This window comes from Salinisphaera orenii subsp. halophila YIM 95161 (assembly GCF_003732545.1).
Classification (GTDB): domain Bacteria; phylum Pseudomonadota; class Gammaproteobacteria; order Nevskiales; family Salinisphaeraceae; genus Salinisphaera; species Salinisphaera orenii_A.
Window position 1 is genome coordinate 1 of sequence record NZ_AYKF01000116.1, and the last position, 14,967, is coordinate 14,967.

15 protein-coding genes are annotated in these 14,967 nt (G+C 67.2%); 7 read left to right on the top strand and 8 right to left on the bottom strand.

Going from position 1 to position 14,967, the window contains the following annotated elements; genetic code table 11:
- Window positions 1–325 precede the first annotated feature (325 nt).
- Together SAHL_RS14500 and SAHL_RS14505 are read right to left on the bottom strand one after the other, a co-directional pair.
- Window positions 326–1,474 (bottom strand): fatty acid desaturase family protein, encoded by a 1,149-nt coding sequence (locus SAHL_RS14500; protein ID WP_123592135.1) that lies wholly within the window; start codon window positions 1,472–1,474, stop codon window positions 326–328.
- A 75-nt stretch (window positions 1,475–1,549) separates the two neighbouring features.
- Window positions 1,550–2,611 (bottom strand): ferredoxin reductase, encoded by a 1,062-nt coding sequence (locus SAHL_RS14505; RefSeq protein WP_184947740.1) that lies wholly within the window; start codon window positions 2,609–2,611, stop codon window positions 1,550–1,552.
- A gap of 551 nt (window positions 2,612–3,162) precedes the next feature.
- Here SAHL_RS14505 and gshB point away from each other — a divergent pair.
- The 6 genes from gshB to SAHL_RS14535 all read left to right on the top strand — a co-directional run bounded on the left by gshB (window position 3,163) and on the right by SAHL_RS14535 (window position 7,611).
- Window positions 3,163–4,113 carry a glutathione synthase gene (gene gshB / locus SAHL_RS14510; protein ID WP_123592137.1) on the top strand — a complete coding sequence of 317 codons (951 nt, stop codon included), beginning with the start codon at window positions 3,163–3,165 and terminating at the stop codon, window positions 4,111–4,113.
- Window position 4,114: 1 nt separating this feature from the next.
- The gene (locus SAHL_RS14515; protein WP_123592138.1) at window positions 4,115–4,831 is read left to right on the top strand and encodes an energy transducer TonB; all 717 of its coding nucleotides are present in this window, start codon (window positions 4,115–4,117) and stop codon (window positions 4,829–4,831) included.
- 200 nt (window positions 4,832–5,031) lie between these two features.
- Window positions 5,032–5,586: a YqgE/AlgH family protein gene (locus SAHL_RS14520; RefSeq protein ID WP_123592139.1), complete on the top strand. Its 555-nt coding sequence runs from the start codon at window positions 5,032–5,034 to the stop codon at window positions 5,584–5,586.
- A gap of 36 nt (window positions 5,587–5,622) precedes the next feature.
- Complete coding sequence (gene ruvX / locus SAHL_RS14525) at window positions 5,623–6,066, top strand: Holliday junction resolvase RuvX (protein WP_123592140.1); 444 nt, start codon at window positions 5,623–5,625, stop codon at window positions 6,064–6,066.
- A complete protein-coding gene (gene pyrR / locus SAHL_RS14530) occupies window positions 6,063–6,566 on the top strand; it encodes a bifunctional pyr operon transcriptional regulator/uracil phosphoribosyltransferase PyrR (protein WP_123592141.1) in 504 nt (167 codons plus the stop codon). The genes ruvX and pyrR overlap by 4 nt, the downstream gene beginning before the upstream one ends.
- Before the next feature lie 82 nt (window positions 6,567–6,648).
- The gene (locus tag SAHL_RS14535; protein ID WP_123592142.1) at window positions 6,649–7,611 is read left to right on the top strand and encodes an aspartate carbamoyltransferase catalytic subunit; all 963 of its coding nucleotides are present in this window, start codon (window positions 6,649–6,651) and stop codon (window positions 7,609–7,611) included.
- A gap of 37 nt (window positions 7,612–7,648) precedes the next feature.
- On the opposite strand, the gene SAHL_RS14540 is transcribed toward SAHL_RS14535, so the two are convergent.
- The 6 genes from SAHL_RS14540 to SAHL_RS14565 form a co-directional block, all read right to left on the bottom strand.
- On the bottom strand, window positions 7,649–8,749 hold the full coding sequence (locus tag SAHL_RS14540) for a succinylglutamate desuccinylase/aspartoacylase family protein (RefSeq protein ID WP_123592143.1): 1,101 nt from the start codon (window positions 8,747–8,749) through the stop codon (window positions 7,649–7,651).
- Between the two features lie 82 nt (window positions 8,750–8,831).
- Window positions 8,832–9,737, bottom strand: coding sequence for a 30S ribosomal protein S6--L-glutamate ligase (rimK, locus tag SAHL_RS14545; RefSeq protein ID WP_123592144.1), 906 nt, complete (start codon window positions 9,735–9,737; stop codon window positions 8,832–8,834).
- Between the two features lie 192 nt (window positions 9,738–9,929).
- Window positions 9,930–10,412 (bottom strand): ATP-dependent zinc protease family protein, encoded by a 483-nt coding sequence (locus SAHL_RS14550; protein ID WP_245965402.1) that lies wholly within the window; start codon window positions 10,410–10,412, stop codon window positions 9,930–9,932.
- A 50-nt stretch (window positions 10,413–10,462) separates the two neighbouring features.
- Window positions 10,463–11,545, bottom strand: a complete 1,083-nt coding sequence (locus SAHL_RS14555) for a PilT/PilU family type 4a pilus ATPase (protein ID WP_123592145.1) — start codon at window positions 11,543–11,545, stop codon at window positions 10,463–10,465.
- The gene (locus tag SAHL_RS14560) at window positions 11,535–12,719 is read right to left on the bottom strand and encodes a PilT/PilU family type 4a pilus ATPase (RefSeq protein ID WP_123592146.1); all 1,185 of its coding nucleotides are present in this window, start codon (window positions 12,717–12,719) and stop codon (window positions 11,535–11,537) included. Before SAHL_RS14560 ends, SAHL_RS14555 begins: the two co-directional genes overlap by 11 nt.
- Window positions 12,720–12,729: 10 nt before the next feature.
- A complete protein-coding gene (locus SAHL_RS14565; RefSeq protein ID WP_123592147.1) occupies window positions 12,730–13,773 on the bottom strand; it encodes a type IV pilus twitching motility protein PilT in 1,044 nt (347 codons plus the stop codon).
- A gap of 98 nt (window positions 13,774–13,871) precedes the next feature.
- Here SAHL_RS14565 and SAHL_RS14570 point away from each other — a divergent pair, with 98 nt between their 5' ends.
- Window positions 13,872–14,576 carry a YggS family pyridoxal phosphate-dependent enzyme gene (locus SAHL_RS14570; protein WP_123592148.1) on the top strand — a complete coding sequence of 235 codons (705 nt, stop codon included), beginning with the start codon at window positions 13,872–13,874 and terminating at the stop codon, window positions 14,574–14,576.
- Window positions 14,577–14,967: the final 391 nt, after the last annotated feature.

Here is a 14,967-nt window from a genome sequence, read left to right on the forward strand (position 1 = left end):
GGTCTTACTAATTTCAGCAGGTGGGTGCCGCCTCCTTCAATCGCTCATACACCAGAAATGAGCGTAGCTCCGCTCAATTTTCGATGCGGGCTAGTTAAGTTATATCCCGATGCTCTCACGCGAATTAAACCGATAGCAGTCCGCTTTGGGTCGAAAGCCGCCGTATAACTGCGTGCGGGCTCGTCGGGATAAACCATGCATCCGCGAACGGTTGCGACCGCTCCGCTCTTACGCCACGAGAGCGTGTACCAGCCACCATAGAAAACCCGGCAGCACACTCGATTGCATGCTGCCGGGCTTGGATCGCCGAAGCGTCGCTAGGTAATCAGGCCGCGAGCGGGAGCGTTTCCTTCTCTGCCGCCGGCTTGGCCTTGGGCGCGGCCTTGGACTTGGGCTTTTTCGTCGGCAGGAGGCGGTCCGGCAGCGACAGGCGGGCGATTCGCTTCCAGGTCGACAGCGCCTGCTTCCAGAACGGGCCGCTGTGGTACGGCAGGCCGTTCTTCTCGCAGATGGCACGCACTTCCGGCGCGATCTCGGCGTAGCGGCAGGCCGGGATATCGGGGAACAGATGATGCTCGATCTGATAGCTCAGGTTGCCGCTCATCAGATGCATGAGCTTGCTGCCCTCGAAGTTGGCGCTCCCTAGGAGCTGGCGCACATACCACTGACCGCGGGATTCGTCCTCAAGCACCGATTCGTCGAACTGTTCGACCTCTTCCGGGAAGTGACCGTTAAAGATCACGCTGCAGGCCCAGATGTTGCGCGTGAGATTGGCGGTCATGTTGCCTGCGAATACCAGCGGCGCGAACGGGCCGGCGAGCAACGGGAAATAGACATAGTCCTTGGCCAGCTGCTTGCGCATCTTGGCCCAGACCGGCTTGAATTCCTCGGCCAGCTGTTCCCGGCTCTTGGTTTTGTAGATCAGATAGTTCTCGAGCTTGAGATTCTGAACCGCAACGAAATGCTGGAAGAACACATGCAGCAGCGCGGTCAGCGGCAGGTTGAGCAAAAAGCGCGGTTCCCACGGCTGATCGTCGGCCATGCGCAGCAGGCCGTAGCCGATGTCGTGATCGCGATCCACCACGTTGGTATAGGTGTGGTGCTCGAAGTTGTGGGTCGCCTTCCAGTTCTCGGCGGTATCGGCGGTGTCCCAGTCGAAGTTCTTGGAGTTCAGCGCCGGGTCGCCCATCCAGTCGTACTGGCCATGCATGACGTTATGGCCGATTTCCATGTTGTCGAGAATTTTCGACAGGGAAAGCGAGGCCACGCCAAGCGGCCAGGTCGGGGGCAGCATCATCATCGCGCGGCCGCCGACTTCGAACTGACGCTGGCGCTTGACGATGGTGCGGATGTAGTTGGCATCGCGCTCGCCCAGGTCGTTGATCACGCGACGACGAATCGCATCGAAGTCGGCGCCGATCTGGTCGAACTGTTCCTGGGTAAAGCTGTTGAGATGGTTGTCGAGTTCACTCATGAGATATTCCTCTAAGTGTTGACGAATTGAGCGCCGGCACGCGATTGGGTGCGTCTCGGCAGTAATGGTTCGTGATCAGATGTCCAGGCTGACGCTGCCGACCGGGGCGCTGACGCAGATCTGGATTTCCTGCTCACCGTCGCCGCTGACCTCGCCTGTGCGCAGGTCGCGGACGCGCCCGGCGGTCTTCGTGCAGCTGCAGGCGAAGCACACGCCCATACGGCAGCCGTGTTCCGGGCTCAGCCCTGCCTGCTCGGCCTGCTCGAGCAGTGTCTGGCCGTTGTTGTCCGTGCTCCGGTCGCTGCGCTTGAAGTGGATCTCGCCGCCGGTTTCGTCTTCGCTGGCGGCGGGCGTGGCCAGCCCGAAGGCTTCCTGGTGCAGCCGCTCGCCGATGCCTTGCTCGTCGAAGAGCGTGCGGGTGGCTTCGAGCAGCGCGGCCGGTCCGCAGACGAAGGTCTGCGCATCGTGGTAGTCCGGCACAAGCCGGGCCAGCTGGTCGGCGCTGAAATGCTCGCCACCCTCGCGGGTGTAGATACAGTGCATCTGCAGGCCGGGCAGCACGCCCTCGTACTGTTCCAGCTCGGCGGCGTAGAGCGCGTCGCTCGTACTACGGCAGTAGTGGATGAAATCGATCGCGCCGTCGTAGCGCTCGTCGATGAGCGTGCGCAGCATCGACATCACCGGTGTGATGCCCGAACCGGCACTGAGCAGCACGATGCGCTCGGGCCGCGTTAGCGGCAGATGGAAATCGCCGCCGACGTTGCCCAACACCACATGATCGCCAACACGCGCCGACTCTTTGATGTGACGCGTGAGCACGCCGTCGGGGTTCACCGACATTGTGAACTCGAGCGCGCCATCGGCATGCTGCGAGTGCGCAGGCGAGAACATGCGGCGCTGCCGACGGCCATCGATTTCCATCGCGAATTCGACATACTGCCCGGCTTGAAAACCGGCCCAGCGGCTGTTCGGCCGCACGGACACACGGACGCTTCGCTCGGTGGGATGCTCGATCGCGCTGATCGTGCCGACGACTTCGTCGGTGACCGCGGTCGGATCGAACAGCTCGATGAAGCGATCCGGACCGTGGGGATAGGTCAACCGGTGCATCAACCGCGAGTTGAATGCGGCTTTCACGAGCCGGTGAACGCGCCCTGTCTCACCTGTAGTTGTGGCTGACGTCATAAAACGCCTCCGTGTGAACAACTGTGCACAGTATCGGAGGCGCTCGACGAGAATGTCAACACTTGTTCACTAATAATTATAACTATATGAATTTGCTGTAATTAGAATTCAAAGAACGCGCGGCGGCGTCGATTGTTGCCGTGCCTGCGCTCTCGCTTCGAGCCAAATCGAGCACGGTTTAGCAAGCGGATACCGGCAGCCGCCCACTGGGCCAACCAAGATCGGCTACCGCGTATGAATATCGGTTGGAGGCAGACGGGATGCTATTAGCCCGCTTATCCTTGTCTGGTCGGCCGCGATCGCTGCGCCACGACGCTGGCGCCTTCAAGGCTGCTCGGCCTTGGAACCCGGCGTTAAGCGAGACTGTTTCACGAGTTCAACGTTACTCTGGGTCGATCCGGGATTAGCCCACAGTCGACGAGCGCTCGGCCTGCGCTACCATGCGCGTTTGTTCGTCATCGTAATCGGCACGTCAGGCGTGCTCGAAGTCTGAGGAACCCGGCATGTCCACCCGTCTCGGCGTCGTGATGGATCCCATCGCGGATATCACCCCTTACAAGGACACCACGCTCGCACTGCTGCTGGAGGCGATGCGGCGCGGCTACGAGATCGTGTATTTCGAGATGTCCGATCTGTTCGTGCGCGACGGCGTGGGCTACGGCACGGGTCGCCGGCTCGAGGTGTTTGACGACAACGACGACTGGTATCGCTTTACCGGCGAGTCCGAGATATTGGCCCTGGCCGATCTGGACACGATCCTCATGCGCAAGGATCCGCCCTTCGATACCGAATATATCTATGCGACCTATATCCTCGAACTGGCCGAAAACGAAGGCACGCTGGTGGTCAACCGCTGCGATGCGTTGCGCGACGTCAACGAGAAGATGTCGATCAACCGTTTCGCGCATCTGACCGCGCCCACGCTGGTCGCCCGCCGCAGCGACGATTTCAAGCGCTTCATCAAAGAGCACGGCGACGCAGTGATCAAGCCGCTCGACGGCATGGGCGGTTCGCGCATCTTTCGGGTGAAGACCGGCGACGACAACATCTCCGTGGTGCTGGAAGTGCTCACCGAACACGGCACGCGCTATGCCATGGCCCAGGCCTATCTGCCGGACATCAAGGACGGCGACAAGCGCATCCTCGTGGTCGACGGCAAGCCAGTCGACTATGCCCTGGCGCGGGTGCCGGCCGAGGGCGAGCTGCGCGGCAATCTGGCCGCCGGCGGGCGCGGCGTGGGCCGGCCGCTGACCGACGCGGATCGTGCGATCGCCGAGGAGATCGGCCCCTACGTGCGCGACAAGGGGCTGCTGTTCGTGGGCCTAGACGTGATCGGCGACAGGCTCACCGAGATCAACGTCACCAGCCCCACCTGCGTGCGCGAGCTGGAGGCCCAGTTCGACATCAACATCGCCGGCCTGCTGTTCGACGCGATCGAGCGCCGGCTGGCCTGAAATGGACGCCGCCGCGCGGCGATTCGCGCTCGCGCTGGGCCTGGCAACGGCGGCTCACGGCGCGCTGCTGGCCACGCTCGCCGCCGGCACGGCCGGCTCCGGCGACACGCCGCTGCGAGTCACACGCAGCGTGGCGCCGGCCTCCGCGGAGGTGGAGGAGCGCGTGAGAGCGACCCGCGACCAGCGCGGCGACGACGATCGCTCGCAGCGCGGCCGCCGTGCCGCGCCCGGCACCGCGCAGAGGCCCACCCCGGCGGGCGATCCCGCGGCGGCGCGGGTGACCCGCTACGTGCTCATCGCCGACAGCCCGAGCCCGGCGCCGGCGGCCGAGACCACGCAAGCCGCGTCGGCCGAACCCACACCGCGGCCGCAGCGCACGCGCACCGCCCGCGGCGACGCCCGCGCGGCCTATCTCTCGCGCTGGCAGAGCCGCATCGAGACGCTCGGCAGCCACGCCCTGCCCGATGCCCTGCTCGGCGGCCGCGACCGCCGCCTGACCCTGGCCGTGCGTGTGGCCGCGGACGGCAGCCTGAACGACGCGCGTGTGATCCGTTCCTCCGGCAGGCCGGCCCTGGACGCCGCCGCCCTGCGGCTGGTGCGCACGGCCGCGCCCTATCCGCCCTTCGACGCCGACCGGATCGGCGGCCGCGAACTGAACTTTGCCTACGACTGGCTGTTCGAGGCCGGCGGCGCCGCGCGCCTGCGGGCACGCCGCTAGAGCGCATCGACCCAACCCATCTGCGCGGCGCCTCCGGAAGCGCCGCAGGCCGGTCGCGCGACGCATCGGGCGGCCCCATCGAAGCACCAGGAGGCACGGCGCGCGGTATCGATCGCATCGGCACGCGCCGGTCCGCCGGCGTCGTCATCGTGGCGCCGTTGCATTTGCCGACACCGCGGCCCACGGCGGATAATGCGAGCATGACCGACGGACTCTTCCGAAACCAGTTCCTGCTCGCGATGCCCGGGCGCGTCGGCGGCGATTTCGCCGACAGCGTGACCTTCATCGCGGAACACAACGACGACGGCGCCATGGGCCTGGTGATCAACAAGCCCAGCGATCTGGCCGTGCGTGACATGCTCCAGCACATGGACATCGAGCCGCATGTCGATCACGGCCTGCCGGTGTACTGGGGCGGCCCGGTGCAGACCGAGCGCGGCTTCGTGCTGCACCGCGATGAGGGCGACTGGGAGTCGACGCTGCACGTCTGCGGCGGCCTGGCGATCACCACCTCGCGCGACATCCTGGAGGCGATCGGCAACGGCTTCGGCCCCAGCGATTATCTGATCACCCTCGGCTACGCCGGCTGGGGCGACGGCCAGCTGGAATCGGAGATGCTGGCCAACAGCTGGCTCAACACGCCGGCCAGCGACCGGATCATCTTCGAGTTGCCGGTCGCCGAGCGCTGGGCCGCCGCCGCCCGCCAGCTCGGCGTGGAGGCGCATCAGCTCTCCGCCACGGCCGGTCATGCCTGAGCCGCGACGCGCCCGCCCGGCCCGGAGACCGCGCTGATGGCCGGCAACGCCGACGTGCTGCTCGGTTTCGACTTCGGCACCCGCCGCATCGGCGTGGCCGTGGGCAACGCCATCACCGGCCGGGCCCAGGCGCTGACGACCCTGCACCACGACGACGGCCCCGACTGGACCGGCCTGACGCGCATCGTGGGCGAGTGGCGCCCGGGCGCGCTGGTGGTCGGCCTGCCGCTGGCCGCGGACGGCAGCACCCAGGTAATGACCGACAACGCCCGCGACTTCATGGCCCGGCTGGGCGCCCACTTCGACCTGCCGGTCCACGCCATGGACGAGCGCTTTTCCACCATCGAGGCCATGGAGCGGCTGCGCACCGCGCGCGCTGCCGGCACCCGCAAGAAGCGTCTCGCCAAGGGCGATTCCGATGCCATGGCCGCCCAGGTCATACTCGAGGGCTGGCTCGAAGCCGGCGAGGCCAACGCATGAACGACGACGCCCACGACACCTTCGACGTCGACGCCGCGATCGCGGCCTTGCGGGCGCAGCTCGCGCCGCGGATCGCGACCACGCCGGATGCGGTGCTGGTCGGCATCGAGACCGGCGGCGCCTGGATCGCCTCGCGCCTGCACGCCGAGTTCGGTCTCGCCGCGCCGCTGTGCACGCTCAACATCAGCTTCTATCGCGACGACTTCTCCACCATTGGTCTGCATCCGAGCGTGGGTCCGTCGCACATCCCGGCCGAGATCGACGGCAAGACGGTGATCCTGGTCGACGACGTGCTCTACACCGGGCGCACCGTGCGCGCCGCGCTCAACGAACTGTTCGACTACGGCCGTCCGGCCGCCGTGCGGCTCGCCGTACTGGTCGATCGCGGCGCCCGGGAGCTGCCCTTCGCCCCGGATGCCGTGGGCCTGAAGCTCGACATCGCGACCAACCGCCGGATCAAGCTGACCGGCCCCGACCCGCTGCGGCTGACGATGCAATGACTCCGACACGGCGAACCACGACACACGGCGCGCGCCCGCGCCCCGGGCGACGACGCGGGGGGCGCATCATCGGGGCCCGCGCATGACCGCGATCCAGCTCGACGATCAGGGCGGTCTGCGCCATCTCATCACCACCCAGGGGCTGCCGCGGGCGCTGATCGAGCAGATCCTGGACACCGCCGAGAGCTTCGTGCCCGATCCGGGCGCGCCGCCCCGCAAGGTGCCGCTGCTGCGCGGCCGGACCGTGTTCAACCTGTTCTTCGAGAACTCGACGCGCACGCGCACCACCTTCGAGCTGGCGGCCAAGCGGCTGTCGGCGGACGTCATCAACATGGACGTGGCGCACTCCTCCCGCGCCAAGGGCGAGGACGACCTCGACACGCTGTTCACCCTGCAGGCCATGGGCGGCAGCATCTTCGCCATCCGGCATCCGGAGAACGGCGCGGCGGCGCGCTTCGCCGCCCACGCGGCCGATGACGTCGCCATCATCAACGCCGGCGACGGCAGCCACGCCCACCCGACGCAGGCGCTGCTGGACGTGTTCACCATCCGCCGTCACCGGCCGGATTTCGCGAATCTGGCGGTGGCCATCGTCGGCGACGTGCGCCATTCGCGGGTCGCCCATTCCACCATCCAGGCGCTGCGTACGCTCGGCACCCGCGACATCCGCGTCGTCGGGCCGGAGCGCTTCCTGCCGCCGGACCCGGCCGCACTGGGCGTCACCGCCGGCACCGACTGTGCCGCGTTGCTGCGCGACGCCGACGTGGTCATGGGTCTGCGCATCCAGCGCGAGCGCATCGACGGCGACGCCCTCGAAGGGGTGAGCGACTACCACCACCGCTTCGGGCTGACGCCGGCCAACCTCGCCCACGCCCGCCCCGACGCCCTGGTCATGCATCCCGGCCCCATCAACCGCGGCGTGGAGATCGACGCCGACGTGGCCTACGGCCGACAGTCGGTCATCCTCGAGCAGGTGCGCAACGGCATCGCCGTACGCATGGCGGTGATGGCGATCATCGCCGGCAACCGCCAGCCACGCGGTTAGAAGCGACCGCTCGGGCCGGGCCTCGTAACGCGGGCGTCTAGACGATCGGCGGCTCGCCGGATTCGCCGCGGTCGTCGAAGTCGTCGGGCTCGTTGGCCGACTGATACGCCTCGACGCGGCTGGCGACCTTCTGCGCACCCTTGACGCGGGCCACGTGATAGAGCGCATCGCCGGCGTGGGCCAGCGGCAGGTAGGAGCGGCCGATGACGATGCCGGCGTGCTCCGAGCGGATCTCGACCTCGGTCGCGCCGAACGGGTCGGCGATGTAGGCCAGCACCTGGTCCCGGCTGACGTATTCTCCCAGCTCGACCAGCGAACGCAGAATCCCCGACTCCGGCGCGCGCTCCCAGTTGGAGTCGGTGGCGACCACCGGCCGCGGCGGCGTCCGGCGCCGCGAGCGGCGCGGCAGCATGCCGAGCTTGCGCATCACCCCGGTCACGCCGCGCACGCCCGCCCGGATCGAGAATTCGTCGAAGCGCAGCGCCTCGCCGGCCTCGTAGAGCAGCAGCGGCACGCCCTGCTTGTCGGCGTGCTCGCGCAGCGAACCCTCGCGCAGGCTCGCGTCGATCAGCAGCGGGCAGCCGAAGGCCTCGGCGAGCTCCAGCGTGCTGTCCTTGGACAGATCCGCGCGGATCTGGGGCAGGTTCGAGCGGTGGATGGCGCCGGTGTGCAGATCGATGCCGTAATCGGCCTTGTCGAGAATCTCGGTGACGAAGACATGGGCCAGGCGCGACGCCACCGAGCCGCTCGCGCTGCCGGGAAACGAGCGGTTGAGATCGCGCCGGTCCGGCAGATAGCGCGAATGCCGCAGGAAACCGTGCACGTTGACGATGGGCACCGCGATGAGCGTGCCGCGCAGCTGCTTGAGCCCGCGCAGCTTGAGCAGCCGCCGGATGATCTCGACGCCGTTGAGCTCGTCGCCGTGCACCGCCGCGGAGACGAACAGCGTCGGCCCGGCCCGGCGGCCGCGGATGACGTTGACCGGCATCGTCAGCTTGGCGTGGGTGTAGAGATCGGTGACCGGCAGGTCGATGGTGGTCGACGTGCCCGGCGCCAGGCGCTGGCCGCCGATCTCCAGCTCGCGCGCCGGATCGCGGGCCGCCGCGGTGGATCGGGGCTTGTCGGATGCTTCGCTCATGGCAGGGGTTTCACGGACAGGACGGACGGGGGACCGGCGACGGCGCCACGCGCCGTCGCCGCCGGGCGGGCTGCGGCGCGGCTCAGCCGCCGCCGCGGGTCCGCGTCTTGCCGCGCCGGGAATGCCCCTCGATGAAGCCGATGATCTGGCCGGCGATGTCCTTGCCGGTCGCGCCCTCGATGCCCTCCAGCCCGGGCGAGGAGTTGACCTCCATGACCACGGGGCCGTGGTTCGAGCGCAGCAGGTCGACGCCGGCCACGTTCAGGCCCGTGATCTTGGCCGCGCGCACCGCCGTGGAGCGCTCCTCCGGCGTGATCTTGATCACGCTCGCCGAGCCGCCGCGGTGCAGGTTGGAGCGGAAGTCTCCCTCCTTGCCCTGCCGCTTCATCGAGGCCACCACCTTGTCGCCGATCACGAAGCAGCGGATGTCCGCGCCGCGGGCCTCCTTGACGTACTCCTGAACCAGAAAGTGGGCGTCCAGACCACGGAAGGCGTCGATCACCGACTCGGCCGCGCCGCGGGTCTCGGTGAGCACCACACCCTTGCCCTGGGTGCCCTCGGTCAGCTTGATGACGTAGGCGTTGCCGCCGACCAGATCGAGCAGATCGTCGGTATCGTCCGGCGAATGCGCGAAACCGGTCACCGGCAGGCCGATGCCCTTGCGCGACAGCAGCTGCATGGAGCGCAGCTTGTCGCGGGAACGCGAGATCGCCACCGACTCGTTGAGCGGATAGACCCCGACCATCTCGAACTGCCGCAGCACCGCGGTGGCATAGAAGGTGATCGAGGCGCCGATACGCGGGATGACCGCGTCGATGCCCTCGAGTTTCTTGCCCTTGTAATGGATCTCGGGCGCGTGCGGCACGATGTTCATGTAGCAGCGCAGCGGATCCACCACCATGACCTCGTGACCGCGTGCCTTGCCCGCCTCGATGAGCCGCCGCGTGGAGTACAGATTCTTGTTACGCGACATGATGGCGATTTGCATGAAGGACCTCTGATTGATTCGGACGCGGCCGATGCCCGCGCCCCTGACCGTTTCAGGCCCGCCGGGGCCGGCGTCCTGAACATTCCCCACAAACCCGGCGCAGACAGCCGCCGGCGCCTGACCGTTCCATGGTATGGCAAAAAAGTCGCATGGTGCGCGCACATGCCTGCAAGGCACGTGCCGACCATCGGTTCAGCGCGGCCCCGGCGCCGGCACCCCGGTGACGAACGAAGCCGTCGGATCGATCCGCATGCCGCGCATGGCCGTACGGCCCACGAGCATGCGGAACAGCATGTTATCGCGTGCGGTCAGGGTGATCTCGACCGGCCACCGGCGGGCCGCCATCTCGATCTGCGTGGCGATGACGAAACGCCACTCCCGGTGACCGCCGGAATCGCGCACGCTGCGCTCGTCGATCACCGGCGCGCGGCACCAGACGATGGTGTCGCTGTCGCGCTGGAACGGATGCACGCCGAAGCGCGCGGTCCGGACCCCGGCTTCCTCGGCGACCTCCAGGGAGAAGGTGTGCAGCGCCGAGGTGCGCGCCCCGGTATCGATCTTGGCCTTGATATGGGCGATGCCGAGCTCGGGCAAGCCCACCCATTCGCGCCAGCCGATCACCGGCGGATCGGCGTCACTGCGGGTCGAATCGGGCACGGCGTCCGGGCTGTTCACGGCGACAGCGTACGCGCTAGGGGCTGTTGATGTCTCGCACGAATCCGCGCCTAGCTGCGCTCGAAGGCGAGTCGGCTCTGAAGATTGTCGCGGGAATCCGCGTGGGCCAGTGCCTCCTCCTGCGAAATGCGCTTGTCGCGCACCAGCGCGAGCAGGGAGTCGTCGAAGGTCACCGCGCCGTCGGCGCCGTCGGCCTCGGCCATGACTTCGCGGACGGTGTCGATGCGGCCCTTCATGATCAGGTCGGCCAGATACGGCGTGTTCAGCAGGATCTCGTAGGCGGCGACCCGCTTGCCGTTGACGTCCTTGACCAGGCGCTGCGAGACGATCGCACAGAGATTGAGCGACAGATCCATGTACAGCGCTTCGCGCACGGACTCGGGGAACAGCGTGATCAGACGCTGCAGGCACTGATAGGCGTTGTTCGCGTGCATGGTCGCCATCGCGAGATGCCCGGTGCCGGCCAGCTGCAGGCAGGCCTCTGCCGTGGCCATGTCGCGGATCTCGCCGATCTGGACCACGTCCGGCGCCTCGCGCATGGCCGATCGCAGCGCCCGCGGGAAGTCGTGGGTGTCCACGCCCAGCTCGCGCTGGTTCACGATCGAACGCTTGTGCCGGTAGAGGAACTCGATCGGGTCCTCGATGGTGAGGATGTGACCGCTGGCGTTCTCGTTGCGGTGGTTGATCATCGCCGCGAGCGTGGTCGACTTGCCGGAACCGGTCGCGCCCACCATCAGGATCAGCCCGCGCTTCTGCATCGCCAGGCGCTTGAGCACGGCCGGCATGGCCATGTCCTCGATGGTGGGCACGCTGCCGATGTTGCGCAGGACCATGGCCACCGAGCCGCGCTGACGGAAGACGTTGACCCGGAAGCGGCCCACGGTGGAGAACCGGAAGGAGAAATCGATCTCACGTTCGCGCTCGAACACGGCCTGCTGCGACTCGCTCATCAGCGTCGTCGCCAGGGCCTCGATGGTCTCGGGCGTGAGTGTCTCCCGGGCGCGGCTCTTGACCGGGTAGATCGCGCCCTCCACGCGCAGCATGACCGGCGCGTGCGCCGTGAAGTAGATGTCCGAGGCCTGCTTGTCGATCGCCAGCTGCAGATAGGGATCGAGACTCTCGCTATCGCTCATCGTCGGCCTCGTTGTCGTCGTCCTCGTCGTCCGTGCCGTCGCCGCGCATGGACAGCGAGCGCACTTCCGAATCCGCGCGCAGATCGGTGCGGGCGCGATCGCTGTTGAGCTTGATGTTGAGCCGCAGCTCGTTGCGCGAGTCCGCGTGGCGCATGGCCTCGGTGAAGTCGATCACGCCCTCCTCGAAAAGCTTGTAGAGATACTGGTCGAAAGTGACCATGCCCTGCTCGTTGCCGCGGCTCATGGTCTCCTTGAGCTGCGAGACCTTGCCCTTGAAGATCATGTCCGAGACCAGCGGCGTGTCCAGCAGGATTTCCATCGCCGCCGCCCGGCCGCCGCCCACGCGCCGCACCAGACGCTGGGCGATGATCGCGCGCATGTTCAGCGACAGGTCCATGAGCACCTGTTCGCGCTTGGCCTCGTCGAAGAAGTTGATGATGCGATCCAGCGCCTGGTTGGCGCTGTTGGCGTGCAGGGTGCACAGCACGAGATGCCCGGTCTCGGCGAAGTTGATCGCGTATTCCATGGTCTCGCGCGTGCGCACCTCGCCCACGAGAATCACGTTGGGCGCCTGGCGGAGCGTGTTCTTGAGCGCGTTCTCCCAGGACTGGGTGTCCACGCCGACCTCGCGCTGGGTCACGATCGACTTGTTGTGCGGGTGCACGTACTCGATCGGGTCCTCGATGGTGATGATGTGGCCGGCGGAATTGGCGTTGCGATAGCCCAGCATCGCCGCCAGCGAAGTCGACTTGCCCGACCCCGTGGCGCCGGCGAAGATCACCAGCCCGCGCTCGCTCATGACCACGTCCTTGAGCACGCGCGGCAGGCCGAGATCGTCGAAATCGGGGATGTCGGTGTTGATCACGCGCAGCACCGCGCCGACGTGGCCCTGCTGGACGAAGGCCGACACCCGGAAACGCCCCGCCGGCGGCGCGATCGCGAACTGGCATTCCTTGAATTCGTCGAACTCGCGGGCCTGGCGGTCGTTCATGACCGAGCGCACGATCAGCGCCGACTGCTCCGCGGTCAGCGGGCGCTCCATGAGCGGCGTGATGCCGCCGTCCTTCTTGATCGCCGGCGCGAAACCGGAGGTGATGAACAGATCCGAGCCGCCCTCGGCGAGCAGCCGGTCGAGCAGCACGGTGAGCAGCTTGGTGGCCTGGGTACGATCCATGGTTGCGCCCTCAGCCGCCGGCCAGCGCGTCGCGGTTGGCCGCGTGCCGGCGCGCTTCCTCGCGGGTCACCTGGCCGCGGCGCAGCAGTTCGTTGAGGCACTGGTCCAGGGTCTGCATGCCCATGGACTGACCGGTCTGGATCGAGGAATACATCTGCGCCACCTTGGCCTCGCGAATCAGATTGCGGATCGCCGGCGTGCCGATCATGATCTCGTGCGCCGCCACGCGGCCACCGCTCTTCTTCTTGCACAGCGTCTGCGAGATCACCGCCCGAAGCGACTCCGAGAGCATGGCCCGCACCATCTCCTTCTCGCCGCCGGGAAAGACGTCGATGATGCGGTCGACGGTCTTGGCCGCGGACGAGGTGTGGAGCGTGCCGAAGACCAGATGTCCGGTCTCGGCCGCGGTCATCGCCAGGCGGATGGTCTCCAGATCGCGCAGCTCGCCGACCAGGATCGTGTCCGGGTCCTCACGCAGGGCCGAGCGCAGCGCGGCCGAGAACGACTGCGTGTCGCGCGCGACCTCGCGCTGGTTGATCAGGCACTTCTGGGAACTGTGTACGAACTCGATCGGGTCCTCGACGGTGAGGATGTGGCCGAGCTCACTCAGATTCTTGTGGTTGATCATCGCCGCGAGCGTGGTCGACTTGCCCGAGCCGGTCGGCCCGGTGACGAGCACCAGTCCGCGCGGGGTCGCCGCAATGTCGCGAAAAATCTCCGGCGCGGCCAGATCCTCGAGGCTGAGCACCTCCGAAGGGATGGTGCGAAAGACCGCGGCCGCACCGCGGTTCTGGTTGAAGGCGTTGACACGAAAGCGGGCCAGCCCGGGAATCTCGAACGAGAAATCCGTCTCCAGATACTCGTCGTAATCCTTGCGCTGGCGATCGTTCATGATGTCGTAGATCAGATCGAACACTTCCTTGTGTTCCATCGCCGGCAGATTGATGCGCCGGACATCGCCGTCCACGCGGATCATCGGCGGCAGCCCGGCCGACAGATGCAGATCCGATGCGTTCTGCTTGACCGAGAACGCCAGTAACTGGGATATATCCATAGGCCCCGCTTTCCTGACTTCGCTGTACGCCACGGTCGCATCGGTGCGCGACCGTTAGCATGACCCCAACCCCTTACAACGGCTGCGAAACGCAAACCATGAGCCCGACCGACCCCGCTTTGGACATCGCCGCCCGTCTCGAGGCCGTGCGCGCGCGCATCGCCGAGGCCGCCGCGGCCCACGGCCGCGACGCCGACGACATCACCCTCGTGGCGGTGAGCAAGACCCAGCCCACGGCCCGGCTGACCGAGGCACTCGAGGCCGGCCAGCGCGACTTCGGCGAGAACTATCTCCAGGACGCCATCGCCAAGATCGAGCAGCTCGGCGCGCAGGCGCCCGTCTGGCACTTTATCGGCGACATCCAGTCGAACAAGACCCGCGACATCGCCGCGCACTTCGCCTGGGCCCACGCGGTCGACCGCTTCAAGATCGCGCGGCGGCTGTCCGAACAGCGGCCGGCGGGCCTGGCACCGCTGGATCTGTGCATCCAGGTCAACGTCGACGACGAGGCCAGCAAGTCCGGCGTGGCCCCGGCCGCAACGGCCGAGCTGGCCGCGCAGATCGCCACCCTGGACAACGTCCGCCTGCGCGGCCTGATGACCATCCCGGCGCCGGCCGAGGGGCTGGCGGCACAGCGCCGGCCCTTCGCGCGTCTGCGCGAACTGCGGGACGCGCTCAACGCCGACGGCTTCGCGCTGGACACGCTGTCGATGGGCATGAGCGCCGACCTCGAGGCCGCCGTCGCCGAGGGCGCGACCCACGTCCGCGTGGGCACCGCCGTGTTCGGCCCGCGGACGCGCTGACCCGCCGGCGCCAACGCTCGAGGGCCTGTTGCCGTTTCGTACGAGCGCCGCGTTGGCGTCCTCAAATCGTGTCCGGCAAGGCGCGAGCCGCCGCGTCTTGGCGTGCCACGACCCAGGTTCGCAACGCCGCCGGGCGCCTATAGTCAATTTTTATGGGCGGCCCAACCCGAAGGGACAAGCGCCCGGAAATAAACAACACGACGGCAATCCAGGGTTGTAGCACGCTGATGCAGAGTGACTGCACGGCGCTTGCTACGCCTCATCTTGCCGCCCATAGTCAATTTTTCAGGCAGCGCTTGGCGCGGACTCGTACGAAACGGCAACAGGCCCTTGTGTCTTGCCAGCGGGGTTGTTTAGCTAGCAGCCCCAGTGCCCGGCCGGGTGAGCATCC

Excerpts from the sequence above, each read along its gene's own strand:
- SAHL_RS14500 (WP_123592135.1), bottom strand. The coding sequence starts at position 1,474 with ATGAGTGAACTCGACAACCATCTCAACAGCTTTACCCAGGAACAGTTC.
- gshB (WP_123592137.1), top strand. The coding sequence starts at position 3,163 with ATGTCCACCCGTCTCGGCGTCGTGATGGATCCCATCGCGGATATCACC.
- SAHL_RS14515 (WP_123592138.1), top strand. The coding sequence starts at position 4,115 with ATGGACGCCGCCGCGCGGCGATTCGCGCTCGCGCTGGGCCTGGCAACG.
- SAHL_RS14520 (WP_123592139.1), top strand. The coding sequence starts at position 5,032 with ATGACCGACGGACTCTTCCGAAACCAGTTCCTGCTCGCGATGCCCGGG.
- ruvX (WP_123592140.1), top strand. The coding sequence starts at position 5,623 with ATGGCCGGCAACGCCGACGTGCTGCTCGGTTTCGACTTCGGCACCCGC.
- pyrR (WP_123592141.1), top strand. The coding sequence starts at position 6,063 with ATGAACGACGACGCCCACGACACCTTCGACGTCGACGCCGCGATCGCG.
- SAHL_RS14535 (WP_123592142.1), top strand. The coding sequence starts at position 6,649 with ATGACCGCGATCCAGCTCGACGATCAGGGCGGTCTGCGCCATCTCATC.
- SAHL_RS14540 (WP_123592143.1), bottom strand. The coding sequence starts at position 8,749 with ATGAGCGAAGCATCCGACAAGCCCCGATCCACCGCGGCGGCCCGCGAT.
- rimK (WP_123592144.1), bottom strand. The coding sequence starts at position 9,737 with ATGCAAATCGCCATCATGTCGCGTAACAAGAATCTGTACTCCACGCGG.
- SAHL_RS14555 (WP_123592145.1), bottom strand. The coding sequence starts at position 11,545 with ATGAGCGATAGCGAGAGTCTCGATCCCTATCTGCAGCTGGCGATCGAC.
- SAHL_RS14560 (WP_123592146.1), bottom strand. The coding sequence starts at position 12,719 with ATGGATCGTACCCAGGCCACCAAGCTGCTCACCGTGCTGCTCGACCGG.
- SAHL_RS14565 (WP_123592147.1), bottom strand. The coding sequence starts at position 13,773 with ATGGATATATCCCAGTTACTGGCGTTCTCGGTCAAGCAGAACGCATCG.
- SAHL_RS14570 (WP_123592148.1), top strand. The coding sequence starts at position 13,872 with ATGAGCCCGACCGACCCCGCTTTGGACATCGCCGCCCGTCTCGAGGCC.